Source organism: Sphingomonas sp. BL-S-28 (genome assembly GCF_055521515.1).
Window position 1 is genome coordinate 1,835,578 of record NZ_CM145484.1, and the last position, 15,437, is coordinate 1,851,014.

The 15,437-nt window shown below is 65.2% G+C and carries 14 protein-coding genes; 10 read left to right on the forward strand and 4 right to left on the reverse strand.

The genetic code is table 11. The features are described from left to right. The first annotated feature begins 41 nt into the window (after positions 1-41). Positions 42-527 (forward strand): hypothetical protein, encoded by a 486-nt coding sequence (locus ACZ1JC_RS17440; protein ID WP_465135674.1) that lies wholly within the window; start codon positions 42-44, stop codon positions 525-527. Positions 528-679: 152 nt separating this feature from the next. Here the strand turns inward: ACZ1JC_RS17440 and ACZ1JC_RS17445 are convergent, their stop codons facing one another. Continuing rightward, positions 680-1,966 (reverse strand): phospholipid carrier-dependent glycosyltransferase, encoded by a 1,287-nt coding sequence (locus ACZ1JC_RS17445; protein WP_465135673.1) that lies wholly within the window; start codon positions 1,964-1,966, stop codon positions 680-682. Positions 1,967-2,067: 101 nt separating this feature from the next. Between ACZ1JC_RS17445 and ACZ1JC_RS17450 the strand changes: the two genes are divergently transcribed. The 5 genes from ACZ1JC_RS17450 (at position 2,068) to ACZ1JC_RS17470 (ending at position 6,871) form a co-directional block, all read left to right on the forward strand. Further along, positions 2,068-3,276 carry a trans-sulfuration enzyme family protein gene (locus ACZ1JC_RS17450; RefSeq protein ID WP_465135672.1) on the forward strand — a complete coding sequence of 403 codons (1,209 nt, stop codon included), beginning with the start codon at positions 2,068-2,070 and terminating at the stop codon, positions 3,274-3,276. Further along, positions 3,273-4,658, forward strand: coding sequence for a PAS domain S-box protein (locus ACZ1JC_RS17455; protein WP_465138562.1), 1,386 nt, complete (start codon positions 3,273-3,275; stop codon positions 4,656-4,658). Before ACZ1JC_RS17450 ends, ACZ1JC_RS17455 begins: the two co-directional genes overlap by 4 nt. 90 nt (positions 4,659-4,748) lie before the next feature. Next, complete coding sequence (gene apaG / locus ACZ1JC_RS17460; RefSeq protein ID WP_465135671.1) at positions 4,749-5,147, forward strand: Co2+/Mg2+ efflux protein ApaG; 399 nt, start codon at positions 4,749-4,751, stop codon at positions 5,145-5,147. Between the two features lie 108 nt (positions 5,148-5,255). Beyond that, entirely contained in the window at positions 5,256-6,059 is an 804-nt protein-coding gene (locus tag ACZ1JC_RS17465) for a LysR family transcriptional regulator (RefSeq protein WP_465135670.1), read from the forward strand. Between the two features lie 71 nt (positions 6,060-6,130). Beyond that, positions 6,131-6,871 (forward strand): carbonic anhydrase, encoded by a 741-nt coding sequence (locus ACZ1JC_RS17470; RefSeq protein WP_465135669.1) that lies wholly within the window; start codon positions 6,131-6,133, stop codon positions 6,869-6,871. Between the two features lie 40 nt (positions 6,872-6,911). Here ACZ1JC_RS17470 and ACZ1JC_RS17475 read toward each other — a convergent pair whose 3' ends face one another. Together ACZ1JC_RS17475 and htpX are read right to left on the reverse strand one after the other, a co-directional pair. After that, complete coding sequence (locus ACZ1JC_RS17475) at positions 6,912-8,327, reverse strand: aromatic ring-hydroxylating oxygenase subunit alpha (RefSeq protein WP_465135668.1); 1,416 nt, start codon at positions 8,325-8,327, stop codon at positions 6,912-6,914. A 132-nt stretch (positions 8,328-8,459) separates the two neighbouring features. Next, positions 8,460-9,344 carry a zinc metalloprotease HtpX gene (gene htpX / locus ACZ1JC_RS17480; RefSeq protein WP_465135667.1) on the reverse strand — a complete coding sequence of 295 codons (885 nt, stop codon included), beginning with the start codon at positions 9,342-9,344 and terminating at the stop codon, positions 8,460-8,462. Positions 9,345-9,668: 324 nt separating this feature from the next. Between htpX and ACZ1JC_RS17485 the strand changes: the two genes are divergently transcribed. The 4 genes from ACZ1JC_RS17485 to ACZ1JC_RS17500 all read left to right on the forward strand — a co-directional run bounded on the left by ACZ1JC_RS17485 (position 9,669) and on the right by ACZ1JC_RS17500 (position 13,939). Next, on the forward strand, positions 9,669-10,649 hold the full coding sequence (locus ACZ1JC_RS17485; protein WP_465135666.1) for an NAD(P)H-dependent flavin oxidoreductase: 981 nt from the start codon (positions 9,669-9,671) through the stop codon (positions 10,647-10,649). Positions 10,650-10,682: 33 nt separating this feature from the next. Next, the gene (locus tag ACZ1JC_RS17490; protein ID WP_465135665.1) at positions 10,683-11,465 is read left to right on the forward strand and encodes an enoyl-CoA hydratase-related protein; all 783 of its coding nucleotides are present in this window, start codon (positions 10,683-10,685) and stop codon (positions 11,463-11,465) included. A 316-nt stretch (positions 11,466-11,781) separates the two neighbouring features. Then, positions 11,782-12,537: a HEAT repeat domain-containing protein gene (locus ACZ1JC_RS17495; RefSeq protein ID WP_465135664.1), complete on the forward strand. Its 756-nt coding sequence runs from the start codon at positions 11,782-11,784 to the stop codon at positions 12,535-12,537. A gap of 166 nt (positions 12,538-12,703) precedes the next feature. Beyond that, positions 12,704-13,939 (forward strand): hypothetical protein, encoded by a 1,236-nt coding sequence (locus ACZ1JC_RS17500; protein ID WP_465135663.1) that lies wholly within the window; start codon positions 12,704-12,706, stop codon positions 13,937-13,939. A gap of 165 nt (positions 13,940-14,104) precedes the next feature. Here the strand turns inward: ACZ1JC_RS17500 and ACZ1JC_RS17505 are convergent, their stop codons facing one another. Beyond that, positions 14,105-15,367, reverse strand: coding sequence for a CaiB/BaiF CoA transferase family protein (locus ACZ1JC_RS17505; protein ID WP_465135662.1), 1,263 nt, complete (start codon positions 15,365-15,367; stop codon positions 14,105-14,107). Positions 15,368-15,437: the final 70 nt, after the last annotated feature.

The window sequence follows — 15,437 nt, forward strand, 5'->3', positions numbered from 1 at the left end:
CCTTCCCGTGAATTGGCCCTCATGGGGCCGGGGAGAAGGCGATGATCTTTCACGTTTCCATCGATGCACGCGATCCGCAGCGCGTAGCCGAAGTGCTGGCCGAACTCATGGGCGGCGAAGCGACGCCGTTTCCGCCGGTGGCCGAGGGCAGCTGGCTCGCCCATGCGGGTGACGATCGCAACACGATGGTGGAGGTCTATCCGCGCGGCACGCAGCTGGTGGAAGCGCCGGGCAAGGCCGATTTCCTTGGCGTGCCGGGGGAGGGCGGCTTGACCTCCACGCACTTCGCGATGGCGACGCAGCTTGGGCCCGCGCAGATCTTCCTGATCGCCGCGCGCGAGGGTTGGCCTGCCAAGTACTGCAAGCGTGGCGGCGCCTTTGGCGTGATCGAGCTATGGATGGAAGGCAATCGCGTGGTTGAGGTGCTGACGCCCGAGATGCAGGCGGAATACCTGGCTACGGTGACCTTGCCGAACTGGAAGGCGATGCTGGCCCACGGGGATGAGAAGCATCGCGTGATGGCGTGAGTGGGTTGCGGTCTGGAACCAACACTCATTCGTCATCCCCGCGAAGGCGGGGATCCCGCTTCCTGCCCGCGGCGTAGCGAAGAACAAGCGGGGCCCCCGCCTTCGCGGGGGCGACGAAGTGCTATTGTAAAGCTACTGCGAGAACGGTTCGGTCACCGCCAACTCGGCAGCCACATCCAGAAGTTGTAGGTCTCTTCGGTCGGCAGCGGCAGGCCCGAGATGATCGGGAAGAACAGCACGAACATGCCGAGCGTCACCGCCATCGATAGCGTGGCCAGCTTGCGCCAGCGGTCCTTGCGCCGCCACAGCGCGTCCAGCGCGAAGGCCAGCAGCGCCATCAGGAAGGCGCCCGGCAGCAGGTAGTGGTAGTAGAACTGCACGGGCTTGCCGTTCACCGCCCAGATCATCAGCGTGGCGGCGTAGAGCACGCAGAACGCGGCGATGTCGCCCCGGCGGCGGAACAGCGCCGCCCACAGGCCCCAGAAGAATGCCACCAGGCCCGCCAGCATCGAGAACGGATTGCCCAGCATCACGATGCCGCGATGCGCGCCGTCGACGTTCTTGAACAGGTACCAGATCACCCGCCAGTCGACCGCCCACTGATACCAGAAGCTGCGATAGGGGTGCGGCTTCTTCACGCTATCCTGCAGGCGCACCATCAGCTCGTGCTGGCCGATGAAGTCGTAGGGAGAAAGCGTGAGGCGTGCGTAGAACATCGCCGGTGCGTAAGTGGCCCAGTAGACGGCGAGGGGCAGCAGGCCGAGCCAGAAAACCGCCTCTACCAGCGAGATGCCGGGGATCGGTCCCGCACGGCGCTTGCCAATGAACTTCCAGCCCGTCTCCCGCACGCGCAGCACGAAGAAGCACAGGCCCGGCATGATCAGCGCCGGCGCACTGCTCCACTTGGCACCGAGCGAAAGGCCCATGGCGACGCCGGCCAGAGCCAGGCGCACGCGCGCCGCGCCCGTGGTCCTGGCATTGAGCGCAGCGGCGAACTGCCACAGTCCGACCATGCACATGGCCGCCTCCACCATGTCCAGCATGGCGATGCGGCTCTGGATGAACCACATGAAGTTGGTTGCCAGCAGCACGATCGCGGTGATCGTCGCTCGGCGGCGGTGGGAGGCGTGCCAGACCAGCCGCCCGAACGCGAACAGGCCCGCCGTGCCGAACAGCAGTGGCCCCAGTCGCCAGCCCATCGGCTTGTCGCCCAGGAAGTGGATGAACGTGGCGATCACTTCCTTGCCGAACAGCGGATGCTCTCGATTCGTCGGAATCAGCTGGAGCATCTTCAGCGCGGCGGGAACGTAGTGAACCTCGTCGAAATAATAGACGCTGGGTGTCGCCAGCCGCCACAGCGCCAGTGCGAAGAAAAGTGCGGTAACGGCAAGGCACCAGCCGAGCGGGTCACGGTCGTAGCGGGAAGCGTTCGGCAGCATTGAAGGCGCGGAATAAGGGGGATGCGGGGCGACTGCAAGGGTGCCAAGAAGCGTGTCACCGGCGCTTGCATCCTTGCCTTCGCGATCCTAGAGCCGTGCCCATGAAACGTACCACCGGACAGGACCGTACCAAGACCCGCAACTGGCGCCCGGCCACCCGCGCAATTCGCGGCGGCACTTGGCGTTCGGAAATGGGGGAGACCAGCGAAGCGCTGTTCCTCACCTCGGGCTATTCCTATGACGATGCCGCCACCGTTGCCGCCCGCTTCATGGGCGAGGACGACGGCATGACCTATTCGCGCCTCCAGAACCCGACCGTGCAGATGCTGGAAGAACGCATCGCTCTGCTGGAAGGGGCCGAGGCGTGCCGCACGCAGGCATCGGGCATGGCGGCGATGACCGCCGCGCTGCTCTGCCAGCTTTCGGCGGGCGACCACATGGTTTCCGCGCGCGCCGCCTTCGGTTCGTGCCGCTGGCTGGGCGACAGCCTGCTGCCGCGCTTCGGCGTGGACGTGACGGTGGTGGACGCCACCGACCTTTCCGCGTGGGAAGCGGCGATCCGCCCCAACACCAAGGTGTTCTTCTTCGAAACCCCGGCGAACCCGACGATGGACGTCGCCGATCTTGCCGCCATTGCCGAAATCGCCAAGGCCCACGGCATCACCACCGTGGTGGACAACGCCTTCTGCAGCCCCGCGCTCCAGCGTCCGCTGGAATTCGGCATCGACGTGGTTGCCTATTCGGCCACCAAGCTGATGGACGGGCAGGGCCGCGTGCTGGCCGGCGCCGTCTGCGGCAGCGAGGAATTCATCAACGACAAGCTACTGCCGTTCCAGCGCAACACCGGGCCGAACCTGTCGCCGTTCAACGCCTGGGTGGTGCTGAAGGGTCTTGAGACGCTGGACCTGCGCGCCAAGAAGCAGAGCGAGAACGCCCTGAAGGTCGGCCAGTTCGTCGCCGGCCGCGTGCCGAAGATCCTGCACCCCTGGCTGGACAGCCACCCGGCGCAGGCACTGGCGATGAAGCAGATGGACGCTTGCGGCCCGATCTTCTCCTTTGTCCTCGACGGTGGCCGCGTCCAGGCCCATGCGCTGCTGGATGCGCTGGAACTGATCGACATCTCCAACAACATCGGCGACTCGCGTTCGCTGATGTGCCATCCTGCCTCCACGACGCACCACAACATGGGGCCGGAGGCACGAGAGGCGATGGGGATCGGTGAAGGCATGCTGCGCATCAACATCGGTCTGGAAGATCCCGACGATCTGATCGCGGATCTCGATCAGGCGCTGGCCAAGGCGGGTCTCTGAATCGCTCCGAACCTGGCCCCCAGCTTGGGACCGACGCCGCGGCCTTCCTCGCGGCGATCGTCGAATCGAGCGACGATGCCATTGTCGGCAAGTCGCTCGACGGCACGATCCTCAGCTGGAACCAGGCGGCCGAACGCATCTTCGGATGGCCGGCCGCCGAAATCGTCGGCATGAACGTCCGCACGCTGATCCCGGAGGATCGGCTGGCGGAGGAGGACGCGATCATCGCCAGCATCACGCGGGGCGAGCGCGTGCCCATGTTCGAAACGGTGCGCCGTCGGAAGGATGGCAGCCCGATCGACGTGGCGGTCACAGTTTCCCCCGTGCGCGATGCCAGTGGCCGGGTGGTCGCCGCCAGCAAGATCGCCCGCGACATCGGTCCCAAGAAGCAGACACTGCGCCGGCTTGAGGAAAGCGAGGCGCGGCTCAGCCTGCTGGCGGATAACATGTCGCAGTTGGCGTGGATTGCCGAAAGCGACGGCAAGGTGATCTGGCGCAACAAGCGCTGGTTCGACTACACCGGCACCACGCCCGAAGAGATGCGGGGTGAAGGGCGCCGGACGGTGCAGCACCCCGACTATATCGAGTCGGTGAACGCGCGCTTCCATGAACATCTCGCCTCGGGCGAGGATTGGGAAGATACGTTCCCGCTGCGCGGCGCCAACGGCGAATGGCGCTGGTTCCTTTCCCGCGCGACGCCGATTCGCGATATCGATGGGGCGGTGCTGTTCTGGTTCGGCACCAATACCGACGTGACCGAGATGCGCGATGCCGAACAGCGCATCGAACTGCTGCTTCAGGAAGTGAACCACCGCAGCAAGAACATGCTGGCGATCATCCAGTCGCTGGCGCGGCGCACCGATATCGCGCGGCCGGACTTCCTGGAAAGGCTGGAACAGCGCATCCGCAGCCTTGCCGCCAATCAGGACCTGCTGGTGCGGCGCGCCTGGGCGCACATTCCGGTTTGCGAGATGGTGGACGCGCAGTTGCAGACGCTGGGCGATGCGCGCGGCCAGGTGGATTGCCACGGGCCGGAAGTGATGCTGTCACCCGGCGCGGCAGAGGCGCTGGCGATGGCCCTTCACGAGATGGGCACCAATGCGCTGAAGTACGGCGCCCTTTCCAGCATGACCGGGCGCGTTGCAATCGAATGGTCGGTCCGCCCCAATGAGGCGGCGCAGGCCGGTGACGACAACGAACTGTTCCGCATCTCATGGCGTGAGCAGGGCGGCCCGCCCGTCTCGGCCCCCGAACGCCCCGGCTTCGGCACCCGCATCATCGTCGACGTGCCGCGCATGAAACTGAACGCGCATGTCGAGACAACTTACGACGCTGCCGGTTTCGCCTGGCAACTCCAATGTCCCGTTTCGGCATTATCGTGATCCACCGATAATTTTCCTGCGATTTGCGGGAGCAGGGCAATAGGTCTAAGAGTTGCGTATAAGTCGTTAACCGGTAAGGTTGGCCGTATCATGAAGGAATTGTTCCAACATAGCGCCATCACCGAAGGGGTGACCGTCCGCGTCGCGGTGAACTTTCTGCCCGAGCAGTCTCGTATCGAGGCGGGCAAATGGTTCTGGGTCTATCACATCCGGATCGAGAACGATTCGGATGACACGCTGCAGCTGATGACGCGCCACTGGCGCATCACGGACGGCAACGGTGAAGTGAACCTTGTCGAAGGTGAAGGCGTTGTGGGCGAACAGCCGGTGATCCGGCCCGGCCGCAGTCACGATTACGTATCGGGCTGCCCGCTCTCGACGCCGCAGGGCTCGATGGAAGGGCATTACACTTTCGTCCGCAGCGACGGTGAAGAGGTCGAGGCGCAGATTCCTTTCTTTCCGCTTGCCGCTCCCGCCCGCGTCGGGTGAGCGTGCTTCCGTAATCGCCGCAGCCGCTATTGCATCCAAATCTGCGATGAAGATTTCGTGCCGAGCCACCGCCTTGCTCGATTGTCTGTGAGCGCTTAGGGAAGCGCCATGAAGCGGACGCACTTGCCTCTCAATGCCCTGCGCGTTTTCGATGCGGCGGCGCGGCATCTCTCGTTTACCCGCGCGGCGGACGAACTGGCGGTGACGCCGGCCGCGGTCGGCCAGCAGATTCGGGCGTTGGAAGACCTGCTGGGCGTGGTGCTGTTCCGCCGCACCAGCAAGGGCCTGGAACTGACCGAGGAAGCCGGCGCCGGCCTTTCGGCGCTGCGCACCGGATTTCTGCATTTCGAGGATGCGGTGCAGGCCATGCAGGCGGGCCAGTCCAGCCACGTCTACACCATTGCCGCCCCGCGTGAATTCTTCGCGGCCTGGCTGGCGCCGCGTCTTGCCGCGTTCCGCGCCGCGAACCCGCAAGTGCGCTACGTCCTTGTCGACGGTGAACTAACCGATTTCACCGAGGCCAACCTCGATCTGGCCGTGCGCTGGTCCGAAGGGCCGGACGATCTGGAAGGCGTGCGCCTTGGTGCGGCCGAATGGGTCGAAATGGGTGAGGGCGACTGGATCGGCTGGCCGGGCGATCCCGCGCCGGACAGCAACGATGGTGCCGAGAGCGAGGACGCCAAGCCTGCAATCCAGCTCGCCGATGCCGGTCAGGCTGTTGCCGCCGCCGCATCCGGCCTTGGCCGCGTGCGCGTTCCGGCGCTGCTGGCCGAGGGGCTTGCCGCCGGAAAGCAGATCAAGGTCGGCGCCAGTTCGCCTTGCCGCCGTGCCTACTGGCTGGTGGCACCGCTGCCGCAGTGGCGCCAGAAGAAGGTGAAGGAACTGGTCGCCGCGCTGATCCAAGGCGACTGAAAACCCTGATAGCGAGCGACTTGAATGGCGTGGTAGGTTCCGGCTGCATCAAGCGGGAGACTGCCATGTCCTTGAGCGATATCCCCCCGGAACATCCCGAAACGTGCTGCCGTACTCGAAGAGAGATGATCGGCGCGATGGCCGCGCTGGCGGCCGCGCCTGCATTGGGGCTGGTTGCCGAGCCAGCCTTGGCGGCAGCCGCATCTCCCGAAACGCTGACGCCCGATCAGGCGCTGAAGGAGACCATGGACGGCAATGCCCGCTTCGTTGCGGGAGCGCCCACGGCGCACACCAAGGACCTGGCCATCATCAAGGCCCGCGTGGCGGAGGGGCAGTGGCCGATCGTCGGCGTGCTCTCCTGCGCGGATTCGCGGGTGCCGGTGGAGATGGTGTTCGACGAGCCGATCGGCCGCCTGTTCGTCACCCGCGTCGCCGGCAACATCACCACGCCGGAGATCATCGCCAGTCTTGAATACGGGATCGCCGTGCTGGGCATCAAGGCGGTGGTGGTGATGGGCCATTCGAACTGCGGTGCAGTGAAGGCGGCTATCGAGAACCCGGAAGTGCCGGGCCAGATCAGCGCACTGTTCCCGGCGATCCTGCCGGCCGTCTACATGAGCAACAGCAGCGATCCGATGGTCGTCACCCGCCAGAACGCCGTGATTCAGGCGGCGACGCTGATCAATTCGTCCCCCGTGGTGGAAGCGAAAGTGAAGGCCGGCGAACTCAAGGTCGTTCCGGCGGTCTACGATGTCGCGACGGGCAAAGTGGAAATGCTGCCGATCCCGCCGGCCATGCGGGTGGGCAAGTAAGCGGGTTGGGGACGGCTTGAACCGCCCCCGCCGCGCATTTTCAGAAGCCGAGATCCTCGATTGGCCCGTCGAAGTTGCCGCCCAGCTTGTGGATGGCCTTGGCGAGCTGATCCTGCGGCACGCCTTTCAGGTAGCCGTCGATGATCCGTTCGTAATTGCTGATCAGCCCCTCCACGTCCTTGGACAGGCGCATGAATTCGAAGCCGGTCGCGTGCAGGCCCTTCTGCTGGATCGGGATGTTCGAATAGTCCTGACGCGGAATCGGCGGGAATTCCGGGCTGTTATAGGGCAGCACCACCGGCTCCATCACCGTTTCGAAGTCCTCGCCCTCTGGCACGTAAGTCAGCGACCAGATCTCGAAGTAGCAGCTTTCCGGTCCGGTCGGGCGGATGCGGTAGGCCGACATCGAGGTGAAGTAGGGCAGCAGGAAGTAGTGGGGGAACAGGAATTCCACTGCCTTCACCGGATGCGTCTGCGATACGGCGCAGAGGTCCGGCACCGGCTCGCCGCGTGCGCTCAATTGGGCGGAGATCTGGTGCATGACGATGCCCAGCCAGTGGAACATCGCCATGTTCTGGTCTTCGGGCAGGCCTTCCTCGATACCGATCAACCCGCGCGCGATCTCCACTTCCTTCTCGTGGACCATGCCGGCCATGCCCTCGCTCAGAAGGGCCATGGACTTGACCTGCAGCTCCTGGTTCTCGCGATAGGAAAGGTGCGCTTCGGCCATGATCGGCACCGGGCCGCGCGGGCTGCGGTACATCGAATCGTACATCATCGGCGCGGCGTGCTGCAGCTGCGGGTGCGTTTGCATCACGTGGTAGCCTTCCATGAAGGCCTCCATCGCGACTTTCCAGTTGGCCGGCAGTTCCGCGCCGTAGCACCATTCCGCGCGCATCTTGTCCAGATTGCGGGCTTCGAGATTGCCCGCCACCGGGCCCAGCGAATCCCGCACGGAGGGGGCATCGTTGTCGTGGTTGATCCAGACGCAGCCGATGAAGGTTTCGGCGCGGCAGGGGATCAGGTTGATATCGTCCGGATTCAGCTGGCGGTCGGAGAACAGGTGCTTGCCGTAGACCTGGGTGGATTCGCCGTCCATGTTCCAGCGCCAGCCATGGAACGGGCAGACGAAGCCGGACTTGGTGCAATTGCCGTGTGCATGGCCGGTGCCGCCCGCGAAGGGCACGCCGCGGTGGCGGCAGGCATTGTGGAAGGCCTTCACCCCGCTGGTGGTGCGCACGATGATGACGGACTTGCCGACGTTCTCGTACTCGATCCAGTCGCCCACTTCGGGGATCTGCTCTTCACGGCAGGCCATCTGCCAGACGTGCGGCCACAGGTGGTCCAACTCTGCCTGATAGAACTCGGCATCGTAGTAGCGCTTGACCGGGATCCGTTCCGGATCGTCGATCGGATAAGGGACGGACCGCAGTCCGCCGTCATGGGATTTCAGCACTCCGACACCTCTCGGGTTGTTCTTCAATTCGTATTGAACGAATGTACAACCCTGCGCTGGGCAGGCAATGGCCGGACGCGCGAGGCGCATCGCAGGCGCGCTAAGTGGGGGAGGCTCAGCGCGCCCGAATGGTCACTTCCGCAGCGGATCGAGCGCCGAAGCCCGGCGCGCAGGTGCTGCGGGGGCCGAACGCTCGGCACCGTCCATCGCCATCAGCGCGGCAATGCGCTTCTCGGTCGCCGGGTGGGTGGAGAACAGGTCTGACACACCAGTCGGCACGATATAGAGCTGCGCGGCGGCCGGATTGCGTTCCGAAGCGACGCTGGGGATCGCCTGCGCCGGCCCCGCGATCTTGGCGAGTGCGGAGGCGAGTGCGCGCGGATTGCCGCTGATTTCGGCGCCCGCACGGTCTGCACTGAACTCACGCGTGCGGCTGATCGCCATCTGGACGATCATCGCCGCGAAAGGCGCCATCACCATCGCCGCGATCGCCACGACCGGGTTCGGCCTGTCTTCTCCGTGGCCGCCGAAGAACATGCCGAAATTGGCGATCATCGAGATCGCGCCGGCAATCGTCGCCACCATGGTCATGGTCAGCGTGTCGCGGTTCTTCACGTGGCCCAGTTCGTGCGCCATCACGGCGGCCACTTCGTCGCGGGTCAGCCGGTCGATCAGGCCGGTGGTCGCGGCGACGGCGGCATGCTCCGGATTGCGGCCGGTGGCGAAGGCGTTGGGGTTGGCGCTGTCGATCAGGTAGACGCGCGGCATCGGCAGCTGGGCCCGGCGGGCCAGCCCTTCGACCAGGCCGTAGAACTCCGGTGCGGAGCGGGCGTCCACCTCGCGCGCGTTGTGCATTTTCAGCACGATGCTGTCGGCGTTCCAGAAGGTGAACAGGTTCATGCCCGCCGCCACGATCAACGCGATCACCGCGCCGCCGCTGCCGCCGAACACATAGCCCAGCCCCATGAACAGCGCCGTCAGCGCCGCCAGCAGCATGGCCGTTTTCATCCCGTTCACTTCCTTAAACTCCTTGAATTGGTTGAATGTCGAATCTGGGTATCACATCGCTGCTTTCAATATCCGGAACGGGTTGTCTGACAATGTGCCGGGGCACATTGTCGTTGCGGCACCAGCCCACTCCCCCACCCGACCACCCATCAGGATACACTCGTGGGCGGTCAGGTGGGGGAGTGGGCTGGTGCCGCCAATCCGGCCGTCGGTCGGATTGCCAACAACCACATCGCCTGCGCGAATTGCTTCGCCGGGCGCGCCTTCGGTGTCCCCAAGCGCGCCAATCCCCCCTAGGACCGCCGGAAAGAGGCTTTTGGGGAGTTGCAGACAATGGCGTTCAAGACCCGCGTCACCGAGATGCTCGGCATCGAACATCCGATCGTGCAGGGCGGCATGCAGGGCGTGGGCCTTGCCGAACTGGCCAGCGCGGTGTCCAACGCCGGTGGCCTGGGCACGCTGACCGCGCTCACCCAGCCCAGCCCGCAGGCGCTGCGCGAGGAGATCGAGCGCTGCCGGTCGATGACCGACAAGCCATTCGCCGTGAACATCACCGTGTTCCCCACGCTGCTGCCGCCCGACTACAAGGCCTATGCGCAGGCGGCCATCGACGGCGGCGTCAAGATCATCGAGACCGCCGGCACCCAGCAAGTGCGTGAGATCTGGGAGATGGTGAAGCCCCACGGCATCACCGTGCTCCACAAGTGCACCGCCGTCCGCCACGCGCTTTCGGCCGAGAAGCACGGCTGCGACATCATCTCCATCGACGGTTTCGAATGCGCGGGCCATCCGGGCGAGGATGATATTCCCGGCCTGATCCTGATCCCCACGGCGGCGGACAAGGTGAAGATTCCGATGCTCGCCAGCGGCGGCTTCGGCGACGGTCGCGGCCTTGCCGCCGCGCTGGCGCTGGGTGCGGAGGGCATCAACATGGGCACCCGCTTCTGCGCCACGCAGGAAGCGCCGATCCACGACAATGTGAAGGCCAAGTACATCGAGAATGATGAGCGCGGCACCAACCTGATCTTCCGCAAGTTCAAGAACACCGCCCGCGTCGGCAAGAACGGCGTGTCGGACGAAGTGGTGGAGATCTCCGCCCGCCCCGAATCGACCTTCGACGACATCAAGCACCTCGTCGCCGGCGCCGTGGGCCGCGAACTGCTGCAGAGCGGCGACCTGACCAAGGGCATCTTCTGGGCCGGCATGGTGCAGGGCCTTATTCACGACCTGCCCACCTGCAAGCAGCTGATCGAAAGGATCGTTGCCGATGCGGAAGAGATCGTGAAAGGCCGGTTGGGCGGCATGCTGGCCTGAGCCGGCACGAAACGGGACGGAGCGATGCCTGAAATGAACTACGAAAAAGTCCTCTACAGCCTTGAGAACGGTGTTGCGCGGATCGCGATGAACGATCCGGCCACGCGCAACGCAGGCTCCGCGCAGATGGGCGAGGAACTGTTCGACGCGATGACCCGCGCTTCGTTCGAGGCACGCGCGGTGGTGCTGACGGGTGAGGGCAAGGCGTTCTGCTCGGGCGCAAACCTTGGCGATGCCTCGGACATGCTGGCCGATCCGCGCCGCGACGTGGGCACGCTGCTCGATCGGCACTTCAATCCCGTCATCGTCGCCATGCGCAACATGGAGCAGCCGGTCGTCACCGCCGTGCGCGGCGCGGCGGCAGGCGTTGGCGCTGGGCTCGCCATGGCGGGCGACCTGATCCTCTGCGCCGAAAGCGGCTTCTTCCTGCAGGCTTTCCGCCATGTCGGCCTTGTGCCGGATGGCGGTTCCTCGTGGTTGCTGACCCGCGCGGTGGGCCGCGTGCGCGCCATGGAAATGATGCTGCTGGGTGAGCGTCTCCCCGCCGCCAAGGCGCTGGAATGGGGCCTGATCAACCGCGTGGTGCCGGACGAAGACCTCGATGCCGCCGCTCTCACGCTGGCGGGCGAACTGGCGCAAGGCCCGTGGTCGCTGCGCCGGATCAAGCAGGTGGCCTGGGCGGCGACCGACTGCACGCTGGAACAGGCCCTGACCAACGAACGCCTCGGCCAGCGCGACGCCTCCCGCACCGAGGATTTCGTTGAGGGCGTCACCGCCTTTGCCGAAAAGCGCAGCCCGGTTTTCAAGGGCCGCTAAGCACAAGGTGACAGTCCGGTTGACACAGTTGACACGGTCCAGAGGGAAAAGTGTCACCTTGGGGCCGGAACTGTCACCTTGTAGAGCAAAGCGTAACCTTGTGCCGCGGGGCCTTTGCCGAGCGGCGCATTGGGTTTGAGGTGAAAGGTGAGGCGGCATCACCCGCAGAATAACGCGAGTGACAGGGTGTAGGAAAATGGCCGACCACGCCACACCCGGGCGGGTGGAGGCAACTGCGGTATCCGCATCGCTTCGACCACTTGCCGGCATTCGCGAGATAGCGGAGAAGGCCGCATCAGCTCGTAGGGCGGGAACTATGGAAGACCTTGCGGATGATACCCGCTCGACGCCGGACTTGTTCGCGGCCGCGCTTCGATCCGATGATGATGTCGCGTGGGCAGCCATTCCTGTGCTCCAGCGGCGGGGATCGCTAGAGGTACTCGATCGGGCGATCGGCCTAACTCGCAGCGACGATGCGTTCATGCGCATGCGCGGCGCGGATATTCTCGGTCAGTTGGGCATCCCGGTTCGGACCTTCCCGGAAGAATGCTTCCAGTCGATCGTTCCTCTGCTCGCAGATGGCGATCTTGGGGTTCTGGATTCTGCGATCACAGCATTGGGCCATCTCGATCGTGATCGTTCTGCCGACTTTATAGCCCCTTTTCATGCCCATGAGGACGGCGATATCCGTCTGGCCGTGGCAATGGCGCTGGGTGGCGCCGAGGCTCCGATGGCACTGGAAGCCCTGATGCGGCTGATGACTGACCCGGACAATCGCGTTCGCGACTGGGCGACCTTCGGGATGGGCGGCCTGTCGACGACCAACACCCCAGAGATCAGAAACGCGCTTGCAGCGCAGTTGGACGATCCCGACGATATGGTTCGCTACGAGGCGACCTGCGGGCTCGGTCTCCGGCGAGACGGACGGGCGGTTGCGCCGCTGATTGCGATGCTGGGGGACGTCCCAGATGGCTTCTTTCTGAGGGAAGCCGCTGGTGTCATGTTGGGTGAGCCGGATGGACATGAGGTATCCACCCCAGACCTGATCGATCGCCTGCGCCGCATTCCCTGATCGCGCGCCAATTCCGGGGCAGCAATTCCTGCGCGTTCCTTGCCATCCGCCCGGCTAGGGTGCCCACCCGCGGAACCTGCGGGTTTCTCCCGATTTCGGGCGGATGGTCGGGTCTGGATAGTCGAATGCTCCTCGCATTCGATGCGCCAGCGGCAAGGTCTTCGCCATGCACGATCTCGAAGAGCTGTTCCGGCTCGGTCCGCCGCGACATCTGGCGCGGTTCGTTCGGGCCAGTCGTCCGCCTTTCGTCAAGCCGATGCCGCGCGTGCTGCTGGTTCTTGTGGTGGGCTGGCTGCCGCTCTTCTTGCTGACGGCCTTGGGCGCGCCGGACCAGATGCGCGACCTTGTTCGCGATATCGCCGTTCATGCGCGCTATGCCGTGGCGACGCCGCTGCTGGTGGTGGCTTACTCCTCCTGCGGCCGGCGATTGGGCCTGATTGCCGGCAACTTTGCACGGGCGGGCCTGCTGGATGCGGCGGGGCGGCAGATATTGTTCGAACAGATCGCGGGCAGCCGCCGGCTGCTGCAATCGCGCACGGTCGAAGTGGTGGCGGTTGTGCTTGCCGTCGCGTCGGCGGCAGCGACGCTGAGCGGCCTTTCGATTTCCGAGGAGATGTCGGCATGGACGCGCAATGCCGGGGCGAGTGACTTGTCGATGGCGGGGCTCTGGCAATTCGCGATCAGTTTGCCGCTGCTGCTGACGCTGTGGTTCGGCTGGCTCTGGCGCATCGCCGTCTGGGCGCGGCTGCTGGTCCGCCTGTCGCGCCTCGATCTCAACCTGATCGCATCGCATCCGGACCAGTGCGGCGGGCTTGGCTTTCTAGGCCAGTCGCTGCGGGCCTTTGCGGCGTTCGGCATGGCGCTCGGCGCGATTTCGGCGGGGCGGCTGGGGCACAATCATCTCGCCGGAACCTCGACTTCCTTCACCGACGGCTTGCTTGCCGTGGGAACGGTGGCGGTGGTCGCCTTGCTGTGCATCGGCCCGCTCTGCGCGTTTTCCGGGCGGATGATGCAGACATGGCGCTGGGGTTCGATGGCCTACGGCGCGCTGGCGACCGAACTGGGCACCCGGCTGGAGGCGGCATGGCTGGACCGGCATGATCGGCTGCTGGCGGAAGGCGAGCAGAGCAGAAGGGCGGAGCGTGGCGGGCCGCCAAGTGCCGACAAGTCTGATGACGATGCCGGAGACGGGCGTCCGCCGATACTGGAAGCGCCGGATTTCTCGGCCGCGGCGGACTTGTTTGCCGTGGCGGGCAGCGTCCAGACCATGCGCTTCATCCCGGTGGATACGCGAAGCGTGATCGTGCTCGCGCTGGCGACGCTGCTGCCTTTCGTGGCCGCGCTGTTCCTGACGATGCCGTTCGATGTGGTGTTGGAGACGCTGAAGAACCTGCTGGTTTGATGGCCCGCGCCGATCGACCTGACGCCAGTTTCGTCATCCCCGCGAAGGCGGGGATCCCGCTTACCTTGCGGCAGGACGAGAGGTAGCAAAAGAAGCGGGGCCCCCGCCTTCGCGGGGACGACGATGGATTGGTAATGGTACGTGGGTTGATCAGCCGAGAGGTGCTTACACCGCCCCGGTTGCGCGCAGTTCCGTCAGTCGCGCTTCGTCTATGCCGATCTCCGCCAGCACTTCGGCGGTGTGTTCGCCCAGCATCGGCGGGGCCATGCGGATGGTCGCCGGGCTGGCGGACATCTGGGCGAGCGGGCTGGCGATCAGGTCCACCGAACCGCTTTCGGCAAAGGCGTGCGGCGTGGTGGCCCGCAAGTTCCGGTGCTTGACCTGCTCGTCCTCCCACACGTCCGCCAGTTCGTTGTAGCGCGCGGCGGGAATGCCGACGCCGTCCAGCATGTCCTGCATCTGGGTGACGGTGAACCCGCTGCTCCAGGTGTTGATCAAGTCCATCAATTCGGCGCGGTTGGTCTTGCCGCGCTTCAGGTTGCTGTCGAAGCGCGGGTCGGTGAACAATTCGGGCTGTTCCATCAGCACGGTCAGGCGGCGATAGTGCTCATCGGTGCCGGCGGTGAGGTAGATGATGCCGTCCGCGCAGCGCATCAGGTCCGCCGGGCCGCCGCCGTTGCCGCCGTTGCCAAGGCGGGGAGGGGCCTGACCGCTGATCAGGTAATCCTGCATGATGTGGCTGACCATCGCCACCGAACTGTCGAGCAGGGCGATGTCGATGAACTGGCCCTCTCCAGTACGATTGCGGTATTGCAGCGCGCCCAGGATGGCGAGGGCGGTGTTGTGGCCGGTCACGAAGTCGACGAGGCTGGGGCCGGTCTTCAGCGGGCCATTGCCGGGCTGGCCTTCGGGAATGCCGGTCACCGCCATCATGCCGCCGGTGGCCTGAAACAGCCCGTCATAACCGGGGCGTGCGGCCATCGGGCCGGTCTGTCCGAAACCGGTGACCGAGCAATAGATCAGGCGCGGGTTGATGGCTTTCAGGCTCTCGTAATCGAGGCCGAAGCGGGCGAGATCGCCCACTTTGTAGTTCTCGATCAGCACGTCCGCCGTCTTCACCAGTTCCTTGAGGATCGCCTGACCCTCCGGCTTGGAATGGTTGAGCGTGATGGAGCGCTTGTTGCGGTTGGAAACGGTGAAGAAGCTGGAATGGCGGGTCTCGATCCCGTCCTTGCCGGGCACCCACGAGAAGCCGTAGCCGCGCCCGTCGTCGCCCACGCCGGGGCGCTCGATCTTGATGACGTCCGCGCCAAGGTCGCCAAGGATCTGCGCGCCTACGGGGGCGGCGAAGACGCGGCTCATGTCGATGACGCGGATGCCGGCCAAAGCGGCATTGGGGGCGGCTTTATCGTTCTGGTTCGTGCTCATGATGGGCCAAGGCTAGACCTGCCCACGGGGGCGGCCAAGGTGCGCGGCCCCGCTTATCGCAGAAGCGATC

Coding starts and splice junctions, on each gene's coding strand:
- ACZ1JC_RS17465 (WP_465135670.1), top strand. CDS start 5,256: ATGAAGCGGACGCACTTGCCTCTCAATGCCCTGCGCGTTTTCGATGCG.
- apaG (WP_465135671.1), top strand. CDS start 4,749: ATGAAGGAATTGTTCCAACATAGCGCCATCACCGAAGGGGTGACCGTC.
- ACZ1JC_RS17495 (WP_465135664.1), top strand. CDS start 11,782: ATGGAAGACCTTGCGGATGATACCCGCTCGACGCCGGACTTGTTCGCG.
- ACZ1JC_RS17490 (WP_465135665.1), top strand. CDS start 10,683: ATGAACTACGAAAAAGTCCTCTACAGCCTTGAGAACGGTGTTGCGCGG.
- ACZ1JC_RS17445 (WP_465135673.1), bottom strand. CDS start 1,966: ATGCTGCCGAACGCTTCCCGCTACGACCGTGACCCGCTCGGCTGGTGC.
- ACZ1JC_RS17505 (WP_465135662.1), bottom strand. CDS start 15,367: ATGAGCACGAACCAGAACGATAAAGCCGCCCCCAATGCCGCTTTGGCC.
- ACZ1JC_RS17440 (WP_465135674.1), top strand. CDS start 42: ATGATCTTTCACGTTTCCATCGATGCACGCGATCCGCAGCGCGTAGCC.
- ACZ1JC_RS17485 (WP_465135666.1), top strand. CDS start 9,669: ATGGCGTTCAAGACCCGCGTCACCGAGATGCTCGGCATCGAACATCCG.
- ACZ1JC_RS17450 (WP_465135672.1), top strand. CDS start 2,068: ATGAAACGTACCACCGGACAGGACCGTACCAAGACCCGCAACTGGCGC.
- ACZ1JC_RS17500 (WP_465135663.1), top strand. CDS start 12,704: ATGCACGATCTCGAAGAGCTGTTCCGGCTCGGTCCGCCGCGACATCTG.